Here is a 23003-nt window from a genome sequence, read left to right on the forward strand (position 1 = left end):
TTCTGCGGACACGCAGTGCACTGACCAGAACAATCAGGAACATATAGCATGGCAGCCGACAATGGCGATACGTTGAGCCCAGTTTCGCAATGGGCCTATCCTTTTCCGCAGACAGGTACCACTGGGACAGTGGACCCGGACGCTTATTTGGCCGCGTTCCAGGCGAGCGATGGCCCTTTCCCCTTGGGCTTGAACGGTCTATGGCATGGCGGGATTCACCTCGATCAGGCTGGCGCGTCGCCTTCCGAAGGCGATAGCGCGATGGACCGTAGCGGCGGCGTTCGCTGCATCGCTGATGGTGTGGTCGTGGCGTATCGGCTCGATAGCGACTACCAGCATTTGACGTATCCAGACAATTCGAAGGCGCTGTATTCGCGAAGCTTCACTTTGGTCAAGCACAAGTTGACCTTGCCCGCAGCGCCGGCCAATACATCGAATCCGCCCAATACGCCTAGCAACGCGCCGCACCCGCCGACGACGGCGCCTGCCAACAACGAGCCGAACAAACTAAGTCAAGACCCGGCGGATTCGCTGGTCTTCTTCAGCCTGTATATGCATTTGGCGCCCTGCAAGGTGTACAAGCATTCGGAACAGGACAAGAACAAGAAGGCATGGCCCAGCTACTACAATGCCGAGGCGATCTATACGGTCAACGATAGCCGCGCGACCGATAAGCAGGACCATGTCGTGACCGGAGAGGCCGTCAAAGGCTCGCATGTACACCGCGATAGCCATAACCGCGCTGGTGAGAGCGTCGGCATTCTGCGGTCGGGCAGCAAAATCAAGGTTCAACGTTCGGCACATGCGCCGAAGAACTGGGGGCGCATCCAGAGCATCCTCTCGGGGGAGATCGTTCCGCTTGAGCCCGGGAAATCTGTGCCGCCGGATGCTGCGAATGGTTGGGTGTATCTTCCCTGGCTGGACGGCGAGATCAATCCGGCAGCGCTCGACAGCATTTACGTACTCCCCAAGCCTGTTCGCATCAGTGCGGGCGAGGTGATCGGCTATCTGGGTGAGTATCAAAATGCCGAACACGCATCAACGTTGCCGCCCAGTCCGCAACGAGCCTTGCTGCATGTCGAGGTGTTTGCGGGTGATGACTTGCAGGCTTTCCTCGCACGCAGCCGAGCGCGTGCCGAGCAACTGACGCAAGAGCCGAAGACGCAATTGGTGCTGTCGAAAGGTGCCCATCTATACAGCTATAAAACCGACGGCGATTTGACGCTTCCCGCGAATACGGCCGTGACTGTTGCCAACGACGCGCCGCACACGGGCATGTGGACCAAAGTACAGGTCAAAGCGGCAGGGTCGACCAACGCGACGCATTACTGGATCTTGCGTAGCGATTTGAAGAGCCCTAACGCGCGGCGCGCGTGGAATTCCTTTCCTTTGTCTTTGTCGGGCGCGCCGACCGGAACGAATGACTACACTCGTATCGTCAACGTCTCCGGCTTGACAGGGCACGCAGACGACCAGAAACATACTTGGTACGAAGTCGATGCGGGCGATGCCGGTATGAACACGGTCACGGGCTTCGTCTGTGCATCCGGCCAACCAAATGTGTCGCTTCAGAACAAGTGGGCGTGGGCCGGTTTTGAGCTGTTGTCGTCGAGTCTGACGACGGCTGAACAATACAAGCGGCATCTCTACCTGAAAGGCGGAAGTGCAACGGACAACGAAAAGGCCGCTTTTGAAGCCAGTTTCAACGCCGCAAAGAGCGACACGTTGATTGCCAAGCTGGATGAAATTGTGACGCCAAAAGACCAGCGGCAAGGCCGGGTTAGCGGACACGAGCTGCTCGCGGCGTTGAGACAGAAATGGTGTGCAAACCGCATCGACCATCTCGTGGTGAAATACGAGAGCGAGTGGGGCGGGCAGATGAGCAAGTGGGATGCCCTCGATCCCTTCATGCATGATGGTCTACCGTACTGGAAGGCAGAGAAAGAGCGCATCAAGCTCTTGCAAATGTGGGATCCGTGTGTAGGTGCATTGCAGCCGGTGTCGACGCCGAGCGTCTATCACTTTCATCCGGTCGGGATCGTGGGGAATTTCCATTGCGATGGTTTCCAGTTTACGGTGGCCATGTTGCAGCATATCTTCCCAAGTGCAAGTAGTGTTACGTTGCAAGCCGTCGTAGCAGAATTGAATGCAAATATCCATTTGTTCAAACTCGACGAGCCGCTCAGGCGCGAGCACTTCCTTGCCCAGATCCGGCGAGAGGCTGGGGCATCGCTCGCCGTCCACGATGGCGAAAGTCTCAATTACCCGCCGGATCGATTGAGAGCGAAATTCTCATATTTCCGAGAGCACGCCGACGAATCCGAGCTCTATGGCCGTACATCCCAGCATCCCGCCGATGAGCAGGCAATCGCCAACCGCGCGTATGCGAATAGAAATGGTAATGGAGATATCAAAAGCGGAGATGGATGGAAATACCGGGGGAGAGGGTTGATTCAGATTACCGGACGAACCCAATATCAACGCTTTACCGAATGGCATCAGCGGAATTCCAGCGGTTGGCCCAGTGAGGCAAACCTTGATTTTCTCGTCGACTATGAGTTAGTCGGTGAGGTCAAGTACGCGGTAAGATCGGCCGCCGCTTATTGGATCAACAACAGAATGTACGAAACAGCGGATCATGGCGCCACTGAAGGCGATGTTGATAATATTACCCGGGCGATCAATCCCGGGCTGTTTAGTCATAAACCTGGTCATCCCATCAGTCAAGAAAATATGAATGATATCGTTGACCGAAGAAATAATTTTGCTTCAATTCATAATTGGGGAGGTCTTAAGTGATGCGTATAACAGGGATTTTTCTGCTTGCTTTTTTGTCGCTCATCAAATATGACCCGGTAGATGCGCAGACCCTATCGCCGCAGGGGGAGCAGACGCTTTGCGATGATTCCGAGGAGATCTATTTCAGTTGTCCTTTGGACAACGGAAAGATCGTTTCCGTATGCGCGCGGAAGAACAATACTCCCAACCAGGGTTATGTGCAGTACCGCTATGGTACGAAGGACGATGCTTTTGCATTTCCCGATAAAAATGTTCCGCCGGCCAAGACGGTCAAGATCACGGATGTCTCCGAAGGCAGCATTCGTGGGCTGCATTTGAAGTTCTCAAAGGGGCCTTACACGTACGTCGTGTCGTCGGTTTCGCCAGGTGAAGTCTACGTTTCAAAAAATGGGAAGATCATATTTGACAAGCAGTGTAACGCTTCAATATATAAAAATTTTTCGAATAAGATTTTCGATGGGGTCAATGAGGCTCCCGTATCGAAGATTGATATCCACTGATGTTCGCAAACGCATTCATGGGAACCGTTCCTTTTCGTCTCGAACAGGCCAACGACCAGACGACGTTCCGGGCGGTGCCGGCTGTAACGAAGGCGTTTTGGGATGGCTACGATGTCGTACTTAACGGGAAGCGTGTGACGTTTCCCTACAAAGGCTACGTCAATCCGTGCGCGGTTGGCGGAGCTCGGTCTGTGATCTGGCTAATCGCTTTGAGCCTTATCGGGATGTCGGTTGCGTCGGGCCGATATCATCGCCTCGTGAATGAGCCCCAGAAATGCTGCCCCGGTGGGTGTGCGGTGTATAAATCTTTGTGGCTCATGCTAGGGTTCTGCCTGTTCGCGTATGAAACGGCTCATGCGACCGAACCCGCTGCGTCGGCTTGCGCGAACGGCGAATGTGTCGTTTTTGTGAACGACAAACCTCCTGCGGCGGAGGCTCTATGTGACGGTGTGGCTGTAACGATCAGATGGACCGTTGGTGGGAATGTCTTTTTGACAACATGCGAGGATGCTGGAACGGTAGAGCAAAATACGAATTTTCTTTCGGATGCCGCTGGTAACCACGCAATCAAGCTTGTTTACGGTCGCCCAGTATTGAAGCAATTTGTGCGGCAGCACCCAGGAGGGCCAGTGCCGGACAAATTTGCACCACGCCCGTATTGCACGCCGCCGTTGTTGCAGAAGGTTGCGACTAGTGCGTTTATATTGTTGGATAAGCGACCGGCAAGTACCGAAAATGGTTATTGCTTCGAACCAACTTATGTGCATTACGATAAAGGGCAGGTCACTATCGACACCGCGAAAGCACGAATCGCCGTGTCGAATAAAGATTATTATGGTGAGCCACCAACGGCGCAGCAACAGTCCAATCTCGCGGCGTTGATTCATCAATATGGACCGAAATCGGCCGGCGACTCAACGCCGACGAATATTGATGCAGAGTCGACATGGACGGTGACGGTTGACCGATCATGGCTTTACGAAAGACCGTCGGTGGGAAGTAATCGGCACGGGTATCTGATCCATGGCGATCATGTTGCCGTGATCGAGCAAGAGAATCCAGACTGGGTAAAAATTCGCTATGTGCATGACGGACATGCGCCGATCGAAGCTTGGCTCAAGCGACAGGACATTACCCGCTAGCAGGCTCCCGTTAAACCACTAAGCTCTACTGGTACGGCCCGGCGGACCGATATCATCGTCCGGAGCAAACCTCGAGAATGCCGTTTTGAAAAACGCGACTTTAGAGATACTGAGGGGAAGTGTCTGTTCGATTCGACCGGGTCCGTCCGGCTCGCATGTTGTTCGCGCTCTCGCGGTGTTCACGATGACCGTTCTGCTAGCGAACTTAGCTGCGGCCGCGCAGCAGCCCACGCTCTGGTTTCACTTGCCGGGTGGGGCCGCGATTGCCTACAGCAATGCAACAAACGCCCAAGATCCATTGCCCCAGCGCACTTGGAATAGGGCTGTTTTCTATCTTCCGAACGGCGCGACGTTTAGCCTGCTACCAAGAGCGGGCGAATCAAACGAGGGCGGCGGCACACAAATGGAGCCGCCGAGCGACGACAATATTTCGCCGTCGGGTCAGTACGTCGTCGTCGCGCGAGACGAACAGGGGGCCGTATCGACGGGCCCGGGGCAACCCGAGTCCGTACTGGGCAGGGAGTACTGCTCCATGATCGAGATACGCACCGGATGCATAACCGCTGATCAGACTGGCGAGATATGTCGAGCAGGCTGGCGGGCGGGGCAGCCCGCGCAGTGGGGAACGGACGATCAGACCGACTTGATGCTGAAGAGCGACCGACCATCGGCAAGCCGGCAACTGGGGTTCATAAACGCAGGACAGCCTCCGAAGCTAACAATCCGCGACGATTCCGGCGCTGATAATCTCCTGCGCTGCGATCCGCCGTCGCCGGGCAACCGTGAAATCTATCGGAAGATTGCTACTGCTTTGGACGCGGCCGGCGTGCACTATGACGCCCGGCTGATCTCCAATTCGCTGTCAAAAACTACTAGCAACCCCGGAGGCATGCCAGTGCCGGCACCGGTCGAAAGCGAACATAGAACCGCGAACGTATCAGTGCAAAAAGCGACGCTTTATACCGCGCCGGATGATGCGAGCGCGAGTCGAGCGTATCTTGTCCGGAACGATGTGATTACAGTCTTGAAACAGTTTCCGGTAGGCTGGGCCTATGCGGACTACGTGAATGCTTCCGGCAAACATCTACTTCGATGGATCAAGGCCGACGAAATAGCGATCAAGCCGTGATCTTGACAGTACTGCTGCTGGGCGGCCTGCTTGTCAGCGTCTGAGGTATCAACGATCAGTCACGAGCTTTTTATAGATTTGCCAAACAGGATTGCGTTCGACGAGTTTGTTGCTCGGCGACGTTTGAGTTGATGATAATGTGACGCTGGAACCCAATCGTGACCCTCCCTTTCCGATGCATATCGATTCTGCTGCTGACCATGTCCGCCGCGCACGCAGCGGGGCTTTGCAAGGCGGAGGAGACGACAGTCTTCAGTTGCGAATTGAAGCAAAACCACAAGACGGTCTCGCTGTGCGCTTCGAAGAGCTTCACAGAGCAAGGCGGCTTCTTGCAGTACCGGTTCGGCCAGCCCAATAAGATTGAGTTGACGTATCCGCAAGAACTGAAAGGCTCCTTGGCGCGGTTCGGGTACGACGAGTATTCGCGCCCGGATCTGAGTACGTTCGTCGTCGGCTTCAACAACGGTGGCTATCGGTACGAGTTAATGGAAACCACCGAAGGTGGCTCCGACGACGGCACGACAACTCGCAAGCTCATCGTGACGTCGAAAGCGAAGAAGAGCGTCGAGCTCACGTGTCTCGACAATGAACGTACAGTGTCCGATATCACGACGCTCGGCGGCGTGCTCAAGTGCGATAAGGGGCACGAGATTATGGACGGGTCGTGTAATTGAACCTAGGGCGGCACCACAGAACACGATGGCAGGATTTGATGAGAGAAACGGAATGAAAAAATGGGCGACGGTCGCCGTCACTTTGCTTGCTAGCACCGCCACCTTCGCCGCCGAATGCGGTGCCGCAAACGCGGGTGTGGGCCTCGACAGCGCACAGGCGAGCCTGCGGTGCATCGAACGAGTCGAGGGTGTTAACGATAAGAAGCTGAACTCCTCGTATCGACTGCTGCTGAGCACTCTGAAGGACGACCCCGACCAAGGGGCTTTCGCACGGAGTCACCTGGTGGCCGCGCAGCGCGCTTGGATTGCGTTCCGCGATTCGGAGTGCGAATTGAAAGGCGACTTGGCGGGCGGGGCGCCGCAATGGCGCGCGGTGAACCAAGCGCAATGCGTGTCTGACCTTACGGCCGACCGAGCCAATGAACTGGCGCGGTACGGCGATGCCGCCAAAGATAACTAAGCACGCCGTTGAAACTGATTTTCACCCAAACGTCGGCAGGCTAGAGCGCTATCCATGAAACTGCCCATCTTCCTGTTTTGCCTCGTCGCGGGCTGTGACGCCGCGTTCCCTACCCACGCTCAGGAGCATGCCTCGACCTCGCTCGCTTTCGATTGTCCAGAAGAGGTGAGCCAGACGCCGAAGGGTCGCGCCTACGAAGCGACGCTACTATCGCGGACCCATGGAATGGCATCGCGTCTGTCGGAACACCTGCTTCAATTGCACGTGGCCGGAAAGACCTTGTCGTTTCGTGACATACCGGGTGATCTCATCAATAACGTCGCCTATTCATTCTGCACGAGTCATGACGGCTACACGTTGATTCAATGGATCGATGGTGTCTCGTTTTCGGGCCAACTCATCGATGAGCGTACCGGAAAAATCTTGCCCGGCGGTCAGCTTGTATTGTTCTCCCCTGACCGCCGCGGATATTTCGCCGCACATCGTGAAGACGGTTCGCAGGGCGACTATTGGGCCATCTATTGGGCCGACGGTCGCCTCGCCTGGCAGCACATCGATTATTTCCAAATCGACGCACATGAACCGGATAACTACATACGTTTAGTGAACCCGGCATGGACTTCCCACGGCGAGCTCACGGCGAAAACGTACGAGGGCCATGGGGCACCGATCGCTAAGCTGATCAGGATCGACGGCAAGTGGTCATGGCGGCTCCTGCAACCGCCCCATGCCTCGCACTGATTGGTGCCGAACTAGCGCACGGCTCGGTGTCGGGAAGCGCTCATAACGCCCCTACATCTCTTCCTTCCAGCCGCGCGCCGCCCCCATCCTTACCGCACCGCCAGCGAAACGAAATTCCTCGTGTCGTCTCGCTGAATCAAAAGCGCCACTTCCTTCCCCCCGCGTGCGATCGCTTTGTCCAGCGCCTCGGGCGTCGTCACAGGCTCGCTGTTGACCGACAAGACGATATCGCCCGCCTGAATTCCCGCATTCGCCGCGGCCCCCGTTACGGCATCGACGGCGACACCCGAAGGCAACTCTGCCGCTCGCCGCTCGCTCTCGCTCAATCCATGTACGCTCAACCCCAAGCGCGCGAGCGCCCCGGCTTCGGACGCCCCGGAAGATTGCGCGGTGTCGGCTCGCGCGGCGCTGACCGTGGTGTTGAGCGTCATCGGCTTCTTGTTGCGCACGATCGTCAGCGCCACCTTTGTGCCCGGCTGCAACGCCGCGACATAGTCCGTGAGATCCTCTTGGCGCTGAATCGCTTTGCCGTTGATATGCGTGACGATATCGCCCGGTTTTAGACCACCGGCAGCGGCGCCGTGCACGCCCGGCGACACGTCGGTGACGAGCGCACCCATCTCATGCGGCAAGCCGAAGGCGGCGGCGAGTCCGGGGTCGACGTCCTGCACGCGTACCCCCAAGCTGCCGCTCGCGAGTTTGCCTTGTCCTTGCAATTGGGCCCGCAATCTCACGGCGGCCTCGATCGGAATCGCAAGCGTCAAGTTTCGATAGCGACCGTTGTCCGAATAGACTTGGACGGTGATGCCGATCACGGTGCCGTTGCGATCGAGCACGGGCCCGCCCGAGTTGTCCGGTTCGGGCGCGATGTCGGTCTCGATGAAGGAAAACATGCTGCCGTCCGCCATCGTATGCGGCGTGACGCTGACGAGCCCGGACGCTGCCGCGTTTTGCGGACCGTCGGGCGCGCCGATCGCGAGCACGCGTTCGCCCACGCGCGCGCGAGACGAATCTCCCAGCCTCACGACGGGCAGCTTCATTGCGTGCTCGATCTGCAATAGCGCAACGTCGGTTTGTGGATCGACAGCGAGTACGTCCGCTTTAAACTGCCGCTTGTCTGTCAGCGTCACGGTCACTTGCTCGGCCCGGTTCACGATATGGGCCGTCGTGACGATTACGCCGTCCGCGCTGACGATGAAACCCGAGCCGGTGCCCCATAAGATACGCGGGGCGTTCGCCAGGCCCGATTGCGCGGACGGCTGTCCCTGCGACGGCCCGCTTGCCGTTCGAACGAGCGCGAACAGCGGATCGTCCGGATCGAGACTGTCGAGCGCGGGAGCCGCGGTTTGCTGGTCCGATGGGGTGCTCGAGTCCGCCGGCGTCACGGTACTGATATTGACGACGGCCGGACCGTAGCGATCGACCATGGCCGCAAAGTCGATCTGCGCGGGAGGAGGCGCAGCCGAGGGGAGCGGGCGGGCGGCCTTCGCCGTGGCTGTTCCCGGATGAGCGGCGATCGCCGCCGCTTGAACGAATGCCGCGCCGCTCAGCAAAACAATCGTTGCTGTGGCGCGACGCACGGTTCGGGCCCTGGCCCTCGGAGTCTGGCTACGCACGGCTTACCCCCTTCAATGGTTGTCATTGCGGGGCCGCGCGGAATGTTCTTGTTGAGTGCTCTTGTGCTACGTCGGTCACCCGTGCATCGATTGTCACGCGCGCGGGACGGTTCGGCTGTGACCGAGCGCACCATACGCATGACAACCTAGACATGGGGCCGCCTTCGCTCGATCGAATTAGAAGGTTTGACTGCCGTCAATTGGCGCGAACTTATGAAAGCGTTCGCTCGATCACGCGATGGCAATTGGAGTAGCATCGTATGAACGATTCAATGCGTTGCCGTGGGGGCACCGATCGATGAGCGAATCGCCCGAATCCGTGAATCATGCGCCGAGCGCCGCGGTGCCGATCCCGATCGGAGAGCCGCTTGCGTGGCTTGTTCGATTGTTTAAGCGCGAGTTCGCTTTAACCGGTATGCGCACGGTGATCGGTAGGCGAGGTTAGAGGTTCACGCTCGGCCGTTGGATGTTACCGCCGTAAATCGTTACCGACGGATCCCAATAAAAGTATCCCTGGATATTCAACGCGGCGCCGCGCGCGCCCTTGGCGAGGTAAAACCAGACTTGATAGCGCTCCATACCCGAGCCTGTCACATGACAATCGACACGGTAGCTGAGCGTACGCGAGCCGTCGCCGTCATGGGGATCGACCGTGCCGTCGGCTTGTAAGCGCGGGAGGGCGCGCCAAGCGCGCGCGAGCCTCGGCTCCGCGGCGGCCGTGGTCGGCAATCCCGCGAATCGCTGAAGTTTATAGATGACGGCGTGCTCCGCGCCGTTCCCCGGAAACGAAACCGTACGCCAGCGCATGATGTCCCCCGCGAAGGCGGTCAGTGCCAGATCGGCGGTGGCTTGCGTCGCCAGATCTGGCACGTTCCGCGTTGCCGCAATCAAACAAGCATCGTCATGGTCGACCGCGGTCGGCGCATTCGGATTGCGGCTGACATTGCGATATTTTTCGTTCAAAGCTTGTATATCGAACACGATCGCGACATCGATTATTGTATTCATTGTGCGGTCTCCGTCGCGCCTTCCCCGTAGCAAGGCCGCACGTCCGACGCCTGGGCGAACCGACGCGCACACCGGCCGCTTCGGTCATCGAACGTGCTGCCTCCTGAAACACACGATATGGCAACGCGGAAACAAACGCGATTACAGTCGATTACACCGTGGCGCGGGCGCGTCACAGGAACAACAGCGCGCGGTTCAGCTCGGTTTCCTCGCGCGGCCGAGCGAGCCAGCCCTGCTTGACCGGGACCTCGTAGAGTCGCCGCGCCCCGAAACGCGGCCAGAAGTGGCACAAGCCCGGCACGATCGTTTGCACGACGTCCAAGCCGATGTCGGGGCGCGTTTTGTTCACGACGAGCGCGTCCATACTCAGCGCGGCAAAGCGGGCAACGCAAAGTTCGACATCCTCGCGCAGGTCGATGCCGCCCAGCGCCGGCCACGTCGTTGCATCGGTCCAAGCGGCGTCGGCGGCGGGGTAGAGGAAGCGATCGGACGATAGCTTGTCGCGGTCCCACGGCGGCGGGGCCTTGGCATCGACGTCGAGCAACTGATTGACTTCCGTCAGCGCCCGTTGCAGCGCGATGGAAGGATCGAGGTGGCAACCGAAACCGATCGAAAACCGTTCGTTTCCGGCGTCGCAAGCCAGGGCCGCGAACGTCGGGATACGGAGATCGTGCGTGATGTCGATCGCCCAGAGCCGCCATCCCATCGACTCGTATTCCCGGCACAGCGCGTCGAAATAGGGATCATGGAAACTCGCGATGTCGACGCCGGGCCTCTCCAATTGGTTGTACCACCAGATCGCCACGGCATCGCGCTCCACGAGTTCGAGCAATCCTTGCAACACGGCTTCTTCGAAGCAACTGCCCGCCGCACTGCCGTTGGGATTGTGTACGCACACATTGGCATCTGCGTGGGCATCGGGCGTTTCGGAGAAGCAATAGCTCAGCGGCACGAGCCGCTTGCCGCCGCCGGCAATCGACCATGCCGGCGTCCAGTCGATCACCGCGTCGGCGCTGAAGCGTTGCGGGACTCGCTTGCGTACGTCATCGGTCGCGGCATTGATCACCTCGCGCGCGTCGAATTGGCGTTCGCTGAATTGCTGCAGCGCGTTGGGATCGATCGGTTCTCCCGCCGGCGAGGAGCTTGCCGTCAGTTGCCGCAGGCTGCCTCGGACGGTCGCTTCGTCCCCTTGATAGACGCCGCTGAATCGTTCGAGCGCTTCGCAAAGCGCACTGGCGCGCGCTTGCGTTTCCGTGGCGCCCTTGCCGGAGCAGATGCGGTCGAAGCGATTGGCGCTTCGACCGGGCGAGCGCGGGCAGACGACGTAACCGGCGACATAGACGTAGCGCGATCCGGCATGGCGCCCGGGCATGGGATGCGAATAGGCGATGGCTCCGGTCAACGGAGATACGAAGTGGCGGTATCGTTCGAAAGCCGTCTGCGCGTCGGCGATCCGATAGCCGCCGAGGCGCCGGGCTACGGTGGGCGCCGGCGACAGCGCTCGCGGTTCGAAGGCCTGCTCGCGCATCAACGAAGGGTTGCCGCAATATGGGCACTGCGGGCGCTTGATCAGGCGGTGCCAAGCCGTCTCGAAGCTGTCCGTGCGAACGGATAGCACGTGGTTGCCGGCACGCGCACGCTTCTTTGGATCGACGGCGAGTCGTTCGAGGAACGTGGCGACGAACGCGGCCATCGTGCGCAAACTCGCGGCGCTATAAACAACAGGCATGCGGGCCGCGCGTTCGCCATGACGCCGTGCCAGCAGCGATTGAACCGGCCGGTTCAACCCGATCCAATAGCGGACGCAGGCGATGCAGGGAGCGTCGGCGTCGCCGCCGGTCCCCAGCAGCGGACCGATGCAAGCTTGCACTCCAGTAGGGTTCACGAGCAGCAAGCGGGCGCCGCGCGCGGCGGCCCGTTCGGCCGCGATCGGCAGTTCGGGGTGCGTGTAGCTGTCGCACAGCGCAATGACGAGCGGCGAACCGTCGGCGAGTTCGATACCGCACGCGCGCAGGGCCTCGATTTGCGGCAAGGGATCGACGCCGTAGGCTTCGACGTGTACAGACAGGCTTTGCACCGCCGCGTTCGCCCGGTCGCCGTCGAGCCCCGAGCGTTCGTAATAGCCTCGCGCGGGATCGCGCCCATCGGGTTCGTCCGCGCGCAAGTACCCGCGCTCGAGAAAATGATCGAGCGCACGCAGGATTTCCCAGTCGGAAAAACGCGGTGATAAAGCCGCGACGATTTGCCCGATCGAGCGCGCGTCGCGCAAGCACGCGGCCAATGCCGGGAAAATCGCGCCGTTCAATACGGAGCGTTTGAACTCGTCGACGATGTAAAGGGTATCCGGGCCGTCATCGAGCAGCAGCAAGTGCGGCTTGAAACGCACCTTGCGGGAAAGATCGTCGAGCATGCGCTGCGCCTGTTTTGAGCGCGCCTCGCGCGCGGGTGTGGTGCTCGCGCCGCGCCGAACGCGGGCGGCGGCGCGAGCATGCCGCCTTGCCGTGCGCTAGCAGCAGGTGAACAAATACGCGGGTCCAGCGTCATTGTAGGCAGCGAGCGCGATCGGCTCCTCGACGATATCCGAGGGGCGTGTCGGTATGCCGAAGGTCAACGTATGAGGCGGTAGCGACCAGGTGCGCGTCTTTGGATTCCAGCCGTACTCGGGGCTGGGCTCTTTGACAGTTAGGTCCACGAGCCACGGCGCTTCGTAGCCGAGGTAGCGTCCGAGCGCATCCGGCGCATCGGTCAGCAGCGCCTGTTTGAATTCGGGATCGCGCCACGCCAAGGCAATCGCGCGTAGATAAACCTCTTGCAGTTCGAGCAAGGATTCGAAGCTGGGGATGCCGTTGTTCGCTGCCATGTCAACGCTCCGTGGCTGAGATGGGATTGAGGTGTTTGGCGTTGTATGCGGCGAGCGCGACCGTCATCTGATCGGGTGCCGGCGCCGGCGGTAAAACCAGTTCGAGCGCATTGAGCTGATTGGTTTTCCAGCCGCCTGTCAAATCGGGCAGCCAAGTCGAGGTATTGTTGTTCACCTTTAGATTGACTTGGGCGGGGTATTCGTAGCCGAATTGGTCTTTGAGCGCTTGCTTGGGGTCTTTGCGCAGTTCGCCTAGAAAATCCGCATCGCGCCAGGCGAGGGCAATCGCTTCGATGATGACGGCTCGAAACTCAAGAAACTGATCGTAGGACGGCAATATCGTCGATGTGGTCATTACGCTTCTCCAGTGGTTGAATAAGCTGCTTCGTGCAGCGTGCGCAGTTCACTCTGCGCTATGTCGGCGATGTGCCACATCGCCCCCCGGCGGGCCGCATCGATTGCTCGCAAACAGCTTTCTCGAGCGGCGTACAAAGATGCGTCATCGCGTTGCTCTCGCAGGGATCGGGCCTTCATGATGAGCAACTGCGGCAGGTAATAGCGCTCGCCCGTCGATTCGCACAACGCAAGGCACTCGTCGAGCACGACGAGCGCATGGGCATAATCGTCGCGTCGCACGTCCAGCTCGGCGACGAGCGACGCATAGAAGCTCAGACCGAGCATGCAGCCCGTCCGCTTGAGCGCGTTCACGTTCTCGATCGCCGTCTCCCGATCGTCGACGCACCATGCTTGCAAGATCGCCGCATAGCGCTCGACGGCGTTCAGTCCGTAAATTCTGGACAGGCCCATGATGGCCGACGACGTCACGCGGGCGCCTTCGCGATCGCCTGCCCAGTGCTGCATGCGTCCGAGATACATCATCGTCACGCCGATCGTGGGCAAGTGATCGCTGCACGTGGCGGCACACACCGCGTCGATCGCTTGCTTGACCGCGCGGGCGCTATCGCCGTCCATGCACCACACGACGCCCGCCAGCGCGGACATGGCCCATGCCCGCGTATCGAGCCCGAACACGCGCCGATGGTCGTGATCGCGCGCGGGGCAATGGGCCGCGAGGGCGGTTTCCAGAGCGGTTCGAGCCTTGCCGTATTCGCCGTCGACCCAATAGTTCATGCCGCAAATCGTATCGGCCACCACGGCGAGGTCGTCTCGCCGCGAGGTGGTCGCCAGTTGCGTCAGTTGCGTCCCGACGCGGTGCGACTCGGCCCGCTCGCCGGCAACATGGTGGTACAAAGCGACGGTCCATAGCGCGCTGCCGGCCAGCGTCGGATCCTCGAGCATCGCCGCCTGCGCGTGCATTCTGTCCGCACCTTCGCGTACCTGCGGCGCACCCCATCCGTAACGGGCCATGAGCGCGTGCGAGAGCGTAAGGTCGAGCGCGACGCCATCGTGGTCATGTCCCGCGTAGTCGCACTGGCTCAGCCATTTGCGCGTGATGCGCGCGTAATGAATGGCGTCGTCGTGCAACGCGCGCTCGAGGGAGCGCCGGGCGGCGGCCATCCCGAACGGAACGGCCTCGGAAAACGCCAGCGCACGTGCGAAATGGCCCGCGATAGCGGCGCAGCGCTCGGCCGAATCGGTCTCGTCCGACGGCTGCGCCAGCGCTCTTGCGATTCGAAGATGACAGGTTCGCCGCGAGGCGGCGGGCATCGATTCATAAGCCGCATCGCGTAACAAAGCATGCCGAAACACGTACGCGACGCCGCTCAAGCGATGCTGCGCGTACAGAATGCGGCCTTCGAGCAAGCGCCGAAGATCGTCCTCGACGATCGTCGCACCATGCGGCGAGGCGCTCGTCAGCAAGTGCGCATCGAACTCCAAGCCGATCGTGGCGGCGAGCTGGACCGTATCGCGCGCGCCGTCCACGCGTTCGAGCGCGAGTTCCAGCACTTCGCGCAGGCTGCCGGGAAGCGGATCCGCCTCGGCGGCGACGGTGGCCGCGTCGGTCTCGGCGCTGCCGTCGAACGCGCCGCGCGATTCCAGTTCGCGCACGAGTTCTTCCACGAAGAGCGGGATACCGTCCGCTCGCCGCACGAGACGATCGAGCGAGGCCGGGTCCGTGTACGCGCCCGGCGTCAGCGCCGTGGCGAGTTCCAAGGCGGCGGCGCGCGACAGTTTCCGGAGCCGGAGAGACTCGGCTCGATGCCGCCATCGATCGAGCTCGTCGGGTCTTGACGTGAGCACGACGCAAAAGCGCGCCGACGAGGGATGCCGCATGAGCGCATCGAGGAACGCGATCGAGAGGTCGTCGATCCATTGCACGTCTTCGACGATCAGCAATACGGGGCCCTCGGGGTTTAGGGATACCAGAAGCTGGCGCAGCATGTCGAACAGCGCTTGTTGCTGGCGCGCGCCGGACCAGCGCGTGAGGTCGGCCGCGAGCGGCCGGCCGAGCCACGCCGACAGCGTCGCGCGGGCCGCGGCGCGCTCGCTTTCGTCGAGTTGGATGACTTGCTCGAGTGCAAGCAACGGATCGGCGCCGCCGGCATCGTCGAGGTCCAGGTGCCAACGGGCCTTGACGAAGCGAAGGAGCGGCGCGAGCGCGTGGTTGGTCTGATCGGGCAGGCAGGCGCAATCGGCATAGCCGTGGCCGCTCGAGCGCACGGCTTCGCGCAGTTCGTGCACGAGGCGCGACTTGCCCATGCCCGCTTCGCCGACGACGAGCGTCATGCGCCGCGCGTTTGCACTTGCGCGCATATCGAGCCGCGCGCTTTCCCAAGCGCGCATCAAAGCGGCGAATTCACGCTCGCGGCCGACCATCGGATGCGCGGCGCCATGCTCGAGTGCGTCGAACGGGGCATGTTCGTAGCGCTCGCCCAGCAATTCGTACACGGGCTGCGGCGGTGCGCCGGGCAGCGCGAAGCGAAGCGGCAGCGATACCGAATCGACGTGGCGCTCGACGCGACGTGCGGCGTGCTCGCTGAGCAGGATATGTCCCGCCTGTGCCATTCGCTGCAAACGTACGACCGCGCTCGCCGTGATTCCGCCGTGCATCGTGCCGGCCTGCGAGGCGATCGTACCGGCGTGGATCGCCGCGGCGATCTCCACGCGCGCCATGGCGGTCCCGCCCCCGCCCGGCATCGGTTGCGCTTCGTGCGCTCCGGTCTGTCCGCCCGCCTGCGACGCCTGCCGCGTCATTTCCAAGGCGGCGCGGCACGCGCGTTGGGCGGGCCGATCGATGCCATCGGGGTAGCCGAAGTAAAACAGTAATAGCTCGCCAAGCGTACCGGCCGCGTGTCCCCCATAACGGATGGCGATATCGGTGCAGCGCGTGAGCCATTGCGCTTGATATGCCTCCAGCGATTCGGATAGCGCACCCTGCGTATCACCGGGTTCGTCCGCGGTGATGGACACGCTGCAACACAGCGCGATGACCTGACGGCACTCGGCCGCGGCGGGCGTCGGCGCTGCGGGTACGACGGGCTCGGGCCGAGGCAAAGCGGACGCGGCGCGATGAGAGGGAGGAGCGGAACGAGCGGGGCGAGCGGGACGATAGCGCAGCACGCCGACGAGCGCGGCGAAATGCACGCTGCGAAAGCGGGCTGCCAGCGCTTCCGCCGATTCGGCGCGCTGCTTCGGATCCTTATTGAGCGCTTCGCGTAAGACGGCACCGAGCGGATGCGCGGCGATCGCGGGCGGCAACGCGACATCGACGGGGCTCAATTGCTGATACAGAATCTCGGCCACGGTGGAGCCTTGCATGACCGGCTGCCCCGTCAGACATTCGATGACGACCAAGCCCCACGCGTATAGATCACTCTTGGCGGTAGGGGGTTCGCCGCGCAATTGCTCGGGCGAGCAGTATCGCGGCGAGCCCAGCACTTCATCGGTCCGCGTGAGCGTGAGCTCGTCGCCGAGCCCGGCGTTCGGGAGCAGTGTACCGATGCCGAAGTCGAGGATCTTGGCATGCAGCGCGCCGTCGAGGTGCGTGACCATCACGTTCTGCGGCTTCAAGTCTCGATGCACGACGCCGCCGCGATGCGCATGGGCGAGTCCATCGAGCACTTGCGCCATCAAATGACCCGCTGTCTCGGCCGGTATCGGACCGCCGGCCGCAAGCATCGCGCGCAAGGTGTGGCCCGGGACATGTTCGAACACCGCGAAGAGCCGGCCATCGGCCGTCTCGCCGTTATCGAGCAGCGCGACGATATTGGCATGCGCAAGACGTGCGCAGAGCTGCGTCTCGCGTTTGAAACGAGCGCGCAAGCGCATGCGCTCGTCGGCGTCGCGCGTGGCGTTCTCGCGCAGCAGTTTGACGGCCACGCGTTCGCCGGTGTCAAGGCGCCACGCTTCGTACACGACGCCGGTCGCGCCCTCGCCGAGCGGCGCGCCGATTCGATAGCGGTGCGTTCCCGCGAGTTCGAACTCGGACGCATCGGGACCGGGCGGGGCGGATACCGCTTCCGGCATACCGGTATGACCCGGTATGGCGCCAACGGGGGCAAGAGCGCGCGGCATGACGGGCTCAGCTTGCCGGCGCGCGCATGAGCTCGGATACCGTGGGTGACGGCGCCGCCTCGCTCTGAGGGAAATCGTCCACCGGCGATTGGCATTCGACGATACCGGCTCGCACGATACTGAACGGCAGCGCGCCGAAACGAACGCCGCCGCGCCGTCGCTCGACGAGCTCCGGCGAACCGGGAGTCAGTACGGCGCCCAATTGCATCCGCGCACGATGAATCTGTACGTTGACATGCGAGAGGTCGAGACCGAGCATGTGCGCCAGCAGCTCCAACTCGATCCATCCTTGCGAGGCGTTGTCGTACCCCGCCAGCGCATGCGCATAACGCTTTCGCGCAAGCGTGACCAAGCAGTAGTGATGCGCGCGCATGCCGAGGTCTAGCGCCGCGCCGCGCGTATAGAGCCTCGCCGAGACGTGTTCCTCGTCGCGGCTCACATGCCATTCGATGCGTTGGGCGATCGATTCGAACGCAATGGGGCGAGGCAGCGCCGCGGTGGTATCGGCCGCCGGACCGTCGTCGGGCGCATCGAGATTGTCCACGTGCCAAGGCGTGCAAGCAGGGCTGCCGAAACGAATGACGTCGCCGATCTGCAAGACGGCATAGCCGCCTTCGCCGACGAACCTGCCGCCGATCAGCGCCCCGTTACGGCCATGAACATGCAATTCCCAGCGCGGGGATTTCCAGCGGATGGTGGCATGAATGCGCGAGACAAAGGGGAGTGCGATAACGGTGTCACAGCGATTCGAATCCCGGCCGAGGACATGATTGGCCCTCAGCAAGCACGATTGCCCCGTCAGCTCGCTTATCAGAATCGCCATTTAGCTACGCCCTTGATGAACGCGCGGGCCGCGCCGCGCGCATGGGCGGCTACGTCAGTGCATTCGACGAAATCTTTATAGATGGGATTTGATCATAGGAAAGTCCGGACCCGTCGGCAAGGTGTAATTGCGCGCAATGCGTTTCGCCTACAGGATGGTCCATCTTTCTCTATCTTTTAGCGCGCTCTTCGCTTGGCGTGTTTTTCAGGGCGCGTTCGAATAAGGCGATAAAGGGCTGATTTATTCGCCTCGTATCAATCCCTATATTTCGAGCTCTCCTCGTAAACTTCCATTCGATTGCGGCCACGCTCCTTGGCGGTATACAGCGCCTTGTCGCAGCGCGAAAGCGCCTGCGTCGCCCCGTGATCGGCCGGCCGCATGCTGTCGATACCAATGCTGACGGTTAGCGCGATGCGGGTACCGCCGCTCATCAGCGGTGAATCCTCAAGGCGCTGCTGCACGCGGCGCGCGAACCGCGCGGCATCCTCCGTGGATGCGCCGGGCAATACAGCGGCAAATTCCTCGCCGCCGATACGGCCGACTAAGTCGCCCGTACGTGCCTCGGCGCGCAGCATGCCGGCAAAAGCGCTTAGCGCGCGGTCGCCCAGCGCATGTCCCCAGCGATCGTTGAGTAACTTGAAGTGATCGAGGTCGAACATGAGCATCGCGGCGATCTCGCCATCCACGCGACGCATGCGTGCAAGCTCGGCCTCGCTTTGCGCCATGAAATGGCGCCGGTTCGAAAGCTGCGTCAAGTGATCGATGGTGGCGAGTTCGTGCAACTCGGCTTCGATCCGCTTGTGCTCGGTGGCATCCATGATGAATCCGTGCCATAGCGTACCGCCGTCGGCCATCCGCTGCGGACGAGCATCGCCTTGGCGCCAGCACAATCCTTGTCGCGGCAAGTTCACGCGGTATTCCAAGTGCCACGGCGTCAAGTGCGAGGCCGAATCCAGCAGCGATTGCCGGAACGTTTGCAGATCGCGTGGATCGATGCGCGCTTCAATTGCATCGTCGTTGTGCGCCACGTCATCGGGCGCTAGTTCGTAGATCTCGCGAATGCCGTCGCTCGCGTAAGGGATCGAACCTCGACCGTCCGCGCTTTGCCGATACTGAAAGACGAGTCCGGGCACCTCGTTCGTCAGGTTCGTAATCAAGTCGATCGTGTGCTGCAGGTTCGCCGCCGTTTCGCGCAACGCCGTAATGTCGGTGCTGGTGCCGATCATGCGTTGCGCACGGCCTTCGCTGTCGCGGCTGATGACTTTGCCGCGGCTGCATATCCACTTGTACGAGCCGTCCTTGCATCGAATGCGATGCTCGACGACGTAATTGTCGGTTTTGCTGTCGAAGTGCGCTTGCATCGTCGCGCGCACGTAGGCCAGATCGTCGGGGTGAACCCGAACGTAGGCGTCCTCGATTCGATTGCTCAGTTCGTGCGGCCCGTAGCCGAGCATCGCCTTCCAAGCGGGCGAGTATCGAATTTCGCCGGTGACGATATCGCGGTCCCAAAGCCCTGTCCCGCTTCCCGTCAGCGCGAGCGTGACCAGTTCCGGATCGATATAGAACTGTGCGGCGGGGCTAGGCTGAGCCGGCGTTGCGTCGCCGCTCGTTAGAGCCGAGGCGCGTATCGCATCGTCGTCGGGTAAATCGGTTTTCAGCATAAAGGGCCGCGAATCTAGGGGACTGAAGCAGACACGGTCAACCGATATAACGGCGCGATCGCCTGGGGCTTAAGGGGTCGTAAACAAAATGTTCGGGCGCGGGATTTGGCGTACGGGAAATCCCGCGGTCTTCGCGAGCACGGTTGCCTCGATTGCGGTAGCCTAGGTCTTCGTTCTTCCTAAAGGGGGCACCATGGAATATCGGCATCTCGGCGCGTCGGGATTGAAGGTCCCGGCGCTCAGTTTCGGAACCGGCACGTTCGGCGGTCAGGGCGAATTATTCAAGGCATGGGGCGAAACCGATGTTTCGGAGGCGCGCCGGCTGATCGATATTTGTCTAGACGCCGGCGTAACGATGTTCGATACGGCCGACATCTATTCGCGCGGCGCGTCCGAATCGATTCTCGGCGAGGCGCTGAAAGGGCGTCGCGATCGAGTGCTCGTCTCGACAAAAGCGACGTTTCGCTTCGACGACGAGCCGAACAACGTCGGGTCGTCGCGCCATCATCTCATCAAGACGATCGACGCCTCGCTCAAACGGCTTCAGACCGACTACATCGATTTGTTTCAACTGCATGGTTTCGATGCGAAGACGCCGGTGCAGGAAGTATTGTCGACGCTCGACGATCTCGTGCGCGCGGGCAAGATTCGCTACACGGGCGTGTCGAATTTTTCCGGCTGGCATCTGATGAAGTCGCTCGACGTGGCGGATCGCTATGGCTACCCGCGTTACGTCGCGAACCAGACCTATTACTCGCTGATCGGCCGCGACTATGAGTGGGAGTTGATGCCGCTCGGGCTCGACCAAGGCGTGGGGGCGGTCGTTTGGAGCCCGCTCGGATGGGGGCGGCTAACCGGCAAGATCCGCCGTGGCCAGGCGGTGCCCGAAGTCAGCCGGCTGCATAAGACGGCCGACTTCGGCCCGCCGGTGCCCGACGAGTATCTTTATCGTGTCGTCGATGCACTGGACGCCATTGCCGAAGAGACCGGCAAGACCGTTCCCCAGATCGCGCTCAATTGGCTGCTTCAGCGCCCGACGGTTTCGACGGTTCTGATCGGCGCACGTAATGAAGAGCAACTGCGGCAGAACTTGGGCGCGGTCGGCTGGAATCTAACCGCCGAACAAGTCGCGCGACTCGATGAAGCGAGCAAGGTGCGTCCGGTCTACCCGTACTGGCACCAGGAAGGGTTTGCGGAGCGCAATCCGTCTCCGGTTTAACGCGGCCAAGCAGGCAGGCGGCGGCGTACCGCGCCGCCGCGCCGTCCCGCATTCATCGCGCGGCCAAATAATCGTCATCACGGTTTCACACTAGGCGTAAACACGCGGTTCGCGGCAATGAAACCCCGGTTTCATGCGGATATATGCGCTGCGACATGTGCTGCATGTCCTCCTCCCGATAGGCCCGTCATGGGCCTTCATCTAACCTTCGCAACGGCGAAGTGCCTTGGCGAGCAAGCCAAACCCAAGCCAAACCTATTAGAGACGAGACAAACCTGACGACGGCTGCCGTTGCCGTTTCAGCATGCTGATAAAGGAGCAAGCTCATGAGTGATACCCCCGCGCAGCCGGCCGTCGGCGTCGGCGCAAGACAGGCGTTCGGCCCGACGGGTGTCATCGATCGATACTTCGGAATTTCCGCGCAAGGCAGCACGCAGCGCCGCGAAATCGTGGCCGGTATCACGACCTTCCTAGCCATGGTCTATTCGGTGTTCGTCGTCCCGGGCATGCTGGGCAAAGCCGGCTTCGATACGAGCGCGGTCTTCGTCGCCGTCTGTCTCACGACGGCCTTCGGTTCGCTGCTGATGGGGCTCTGGGCGAAACTGCCGATTGCCATCGGTTGCGCGATCTCGCTGACGGCATTCACCGCATTCGGCCTCGTGCTCGGCAAAGGCATTTCGCCCGCGGTGGCGCTCGGCGCGGTCTTCCTGATGGGCCTGGTTTTTACCGCGATCTCCGTCACCGGGGTGCGTTCATGGATCTTGCGCAATTTGCCCTCGGGTGTCGCGCACGGTACCGGTATCGGCATCGGGCTGTTTTTGCTGCTGATCGCCTCGAACGACGTGGGCCTCGTCGTCAAGAACCCAGGCGGCGGTTTGCCGGTTGCGCTCGGACACGTCAGCGCGTTTCCCGTGATGATGTCGGTGATCGGTTTAGCCGCGATTTTCGGGCTCGAAAAACGCCGCGTGCCGGGCGGCATTTTGCTCGTCGTCGTCGGACTCTCGGCGATCGGACTTGCGCTCGATCCGAGCGTGAAATTCCACGGCGTGTTCGCATTGCCTTCGCTGAGTGCGCCCGGGCATGCTTCACTGATCGGTGCGATGAACATCAAGGGAGCGTTATCGATGGCGGTGCTGCCGAGCGTCTTCGCACTCGTCATGACGGCCGTGTTCGACGCAACGGGCACGATTCGCGCCGTGGCGGGGCAGGCAGGCCAACTCGACGATACGGGCCGCATCGTCAACGGCGGCCGCGCACTGACGGCCGATTCGTTGAGTTCGATTTTCTCGGGTTTTCTCGGCGGCGCACCGGCGGCCGCGTATATCGAATCGAGCGTCGGCGTGGCCGCGGGCGCCAAGACGGGCTTGGCCGCCGCGGTGGTCGGCCTGCTGTTTCTGGTCGTGATGTTCTTCTCGCCGGTCGCGGGTCTCGTCCCCTCGTATGCGACGGCACCCGCGTTGATGTACGTCGGCCTGCTGATGCTCTCGAACGTGAGCAAGCTGCATATGGACGACAGGGTCGACGCGATGTCGGGTCTCGTGACCGCCGTGTTCATCGTGCTGACGGCCAATATCGTGACGGGCATCATGCTCGGCTTCGCGACGCTCGTGATCGGGCGCGTGGTCGGCGGCGAGTTCCGCAAGCTCAATGTCGGTACCGTGTCGATTGCCGTCGTGCTGGTTGCTTTTTACCTAGGTGGCTGGGCCATCTAATGCGGTTTGTCACGGGCCTCGCCCAAGGCGTTTTGTCCGCGTTTTGTCAATCCCGTCGTGGTGAAGCCGCGTCGGTTTCGACAAAGGCGTCACCAAGCGCGAAAGACGATGCTATATTCCGCTCTCTCAATGAGTCCAAGAACTCTTTTAATAACCACTTGCTATTCCGGGGCCTAGAAAGAT

17 protein-coding genes are annotated in these 23003 nt (G+C 61.2%); 9 read left to right on the forward strand and 8 right to left on the reverse strand.

The features are described 5' to 3' along the window. Window positions 1-48 precede the first annotated feature (48 nt). The 7 genes from DXT59_RS07345 to DXT59_RS07375 all read left to right on the forward strand — a co-directional run bounded on the left by DXT59_RS07345 (window position 49) and on the right by DXT59_RS07375 (window position 7445). Window positions 49-2799, forward strand: coding sequence for a glycoside hydrolase family 19 protein (locus DXT59_RS07345; RefSeq protein WP_162877994.1), 2751 nt, complete (start codon window positions 49-51; stop codon window positions 2797-2799). Continuing rightward, a complete protein-coding gene (locus tag DXT59_RS07350; protein WP_162877985.1) occupies window positions 2796-3299 on the forward strand; it encodes a hypothetical protein in 504 nt (167 codons plus the stop codon). The genes DXT59_RS07345 and DXT59_RS07350 overlap by 4 nt, the downstream gene beginning before the upstream one ends. Window positions 3300-3316: 17 nt before the next feature. Then, window positions 3317-4441 (forward strand): SH3 domain-containing protein, encoded by a 1125-nt coding sequence (locus DXT59_RS30495; protein WP_162877995.1) that lies wholly within the window; start codon window positions 3317-3319, stop codon window positions 4439-4441. Between the two features lie 184 nt (window positions 4442-4625). Beyond that, complete coding sequence (locus DXT59_RS07360) at window positions 4626-5570, forward strand: hypothetical protein (protein ID WP_116136265.1); 945 nt, start codon at window positions 4626-4628, stop codon at window positions 5568-5570. A 158-nt stretch (window positions 5571-5728) separates the two neighbouring features. After that, a complete protein-coding gene (locus DXT59_RS07365; RefSeq protein WP_240324433.1) occupies window positions 5729-6244 on the forward strand; it encodes a hypothetical protein in 516 nt (171 codons plus the stop codon). A 25-nt stretch (window positions 6245-6269) separates the two neighbouring features. Then, window positions 6270-6704 carry a lysozyme inhibitor LprI family protein gene (locus tag DXT59_RS07370; protein WP_205417387.1) on the forward strand — a complete coding sequence of 145 codons (435 nt, stop codon included), beginning with the start codon at window positions 6270-6272 and terminating at the stop codon, window positions 6702-6704. Between the two features lie 54 nt (window positions 6705-6758). Further along, a complete protein-coding gene (locus DXT59_RS07375) occupies window positions 6759-7445 on the forward strand; it encodes a hypothetical protein (RefSeq protein ID WP_162877996.1) in 687 nt (228 codons plus the stop codon). An 89-nt stretch (window positions 7446-7534) separates the two neighbouring features. Here DXT59_RS07375 and DXT59_RS07380 read toward each other — a convergent pair whose 3' ends face one another. The 8 genes from DXT59_RS07380 to DXT59_RS07415 all read right to left on the reverse strand — a co-directional run bounded on the left by DXT59_RS07380 (window position 7535) and on the right by DXT59_RS07415 (window position 19889). Continuing rightward, on the reverse strand, window positions 7535-9025 hold the full coding sequence (locus DXT59_RS07380) for a trypsin-like peptidase domain-containing protein (RefSeq protein WP_240324434.1): 1491 nt from the start codon (window positions 9023-9025) through the stop codon (window positions 7535-7537). A 477-nt stretch (window positions 9026-9502) separates the two neighbouring features. Then, a complete protein-coding gene (locus tag DXT59_RS07385; protein ID WP_116136270.1) occupies window positions 9503-10069 on the reverse strand; it encodes an AidA/PixA family protein in 567 nt (188 codons plus the stop codon). A 172-nt stretch (window positions 10070-10241) separates the two neighbouring features. After that, entirely contained in the window at window positions 10242-12479 is a 2238-nt protein-coding gene (locus tag DXT59_RS07390) for a TOMM precursor leader peptide-binding protein (protein WP_116136271.1), read from the reverse strand. A gap of 96 nt (window positions 12480-12575) precedes the next feature. After that, window positions 12576-12929, reverse strand: a complete 354-nt coding sequence (locus DXT59_RS07395; protein ID WP_116136272.1) for a BMA_0021/BMA_0022 family TOMM bacteriocin — start codon at window positions 12927-12929, stop codon at window positions 12576-12578. Window position 12930: 1 nt separating this feature from the next. Next, a complete protein-coding gene (locus DXT59_RS07400) occupies window positions 12931-13284 on the reverse strand; it encodes a BMA_0021/BMA_0022 family TOMM bacteriocin (RefSeq protein ID WP_116136273.1) in 354 nt (117 codons plus the stop codon). Then, window positions 13284-17405: a TOMM system kinase/cyclase fusion protein gene (locus DXT59_RS07405; protein ID WP_116136274.1), complete on the reverse strand. Its 4122-nt coding sequence runs from the start codon at window positions 17403-17405 to the stop codon at window positions 13284-13286. The genes DXT59_RS07400 and DXT59_RS07405 overlap by 1 nt, the downstream gene beginning before the upstream one ends. Before the next feature lie 7 nt (window positions 17406-17412). Further along, entirely contained in the window at window positions 17413-18228 is an 816-nt protein-coding gene (locus tag DXT59_RS07410; RefSeq protein ID WP_116136275.1) for an FHA domain-containing protein, read from the reverse strand. 254 nt (window positions 18229-18482) lie between these two features. Further along, complete coding sequence (locus tag DXT59_RS07415) at window positions 18483-19889, reverse strand: GGDEF domain-containing protein (RefSeq protein ID WP_116136276.1); 1407 nt, start codon at window positions 19887-19889, stop codon at window positions 18483-18485. Window positions 19890-20082: 193 nt separating this feature from the next. Here DXT59_RS07415 and DXT59_RS07420 point away from each other — a divergent pair, with 193 nt between their 5' ends. Together DXT59_RS07420 and DXT59_RS07425 are read left to right on the forward strand one after the other, a co-directional pair. Next, entirely contained in the window at window positions 20083-21108 is a 1026-nt protein-coding gene (locus DXT59_RS07420) for an aldo/keto reductase (RefSeq protein ID WP_116136277.1), read from the forward strand. A gap of 326 nt (window positions 21109-21434) precedes the next feature. Then, window positions 21435-22820, forward strand: coding sequence for an NCS2 family permease (locus DXT59_RS07425; RefSeq protein ID WP_116136278.1), 1386 nt, complete (start codon window positions 21435-21437; stop codon window positions 22818-22820). The last annotated feature ends 183 nt before the right edge of the window (window positions 22821-23003 follow it).

Source organism: Trinickia diaoshuihuensis (genome assembly GCF_003390925.1).
Lineage (GTDB): Bacteria > Pseudomonadota > Gammaproteobacteria > Burkholderiales > Burkholderiaceae > Trinickia > Trinickia diaoshuihuensis.

Excerpts from the sequence above, each read along its gene's own strand:
- DXT59_RS07345 (WP_162877994.1), top strand. The coding sequence starts at position 49 with ATGGCAGCCGACAATGGCGATACGTTGAGCCCAGTTTCGCAATGGGCC.
- DXT59_RS30495 (WP_162877995.1), top strand. The coding sequence starts at position 3,317 with ATGGGAACCGTTCCTTTTCGTCTCGAACAGGCCAACGACCAGACGACG.
- DXT59_RS07360 (WP_116136265.1), top strand. The coding sequence starts at position 4,626 with ATGACCGTTCTGCTAGCGAACTTAGCTGCGGCCGCGCAGCAGCCCACG.
- DXT59_RS07370 (WP_205417387.1), top strand. The coding sequence starts at position 6,270 with ATGGCAGGATTTGATGAGAGAAACGGAATGAAAAAATGGGCGACGGTC.
- DXT59_RS07375 (WP_162877996.1), top strand. The coding sequence starts at position 6,759 with ATGAAACTGCCCATCTTCCTGTTTTGCCTCGTCGCGGGCTGTGACGCC.
- DXT59_RS07385 (WP_116136270.1), bottom strand. The coding sequence starts at position 10,069 with ATGAATACAATAATCGATGTCGCGATCGTGTTCGATATACAAGCTTTG.
- DXT59_RS07390 (WP_116136271.1), bottom strand. The coding sequence starts at position 12,479 with ATGCTCGACGATCTTTCCCGCAAGGTGCGTTTCAAGCCGCACTTGCTG.
- DXT59_RS07395 (WP_116136272.1), bottom strand. The coding sequence starts at position 12,929 with ATGGCAGCGAACAACGGCATCCCCAGCTTCGAATCCTTGCTCGAACTG.
- DXT59_RS07400 (WP_116136273.1), bottom strand. The coding sequence starts at position 13,284 with ATGACCACATCGACGATATTGCCGTCCTACGATCAGTTTCTTGAGTTT.
- DXT59_RS07405 (WP_116136274.1), bottom strand. The coding sequence starts at position 17,405 with ATGCCGCGCGCTCTTGCCCCCGTTGGCGCCATACCGGGTCATACCGGT.
- DXT59_RS07410 (WP_116136275.1), bottom strand. The coding sequence starts at position 18,228 with ATGGCGATTCTGATAAGCGAGCTGACGGGGCAATCGTGCTTGCTGAGG.
- DXT59_RS07415 (WP_116136276.1), bottom strand. The coding sequence starts at position 19,889 with ATGCTGAAAACCGATTTACCCGACGACGATGCGATACGCGCCTCGGCT.
- DXT59_RS07420 (WP_116136277.1), top strand. The coding sequence starts at position 20,083 with ATGGAATATCGGCATCTCGGCGCGTCGGGATTGAAGGTCCCGGCGCTC.
- DXT59_RS07425 (WP_116136278.1), top strand. The coding sequence starts at position 21,435 with ATGAGTGATACCCCCGCGCAGCCGGCCGTCGGCGTCGGCGCAAGACAG.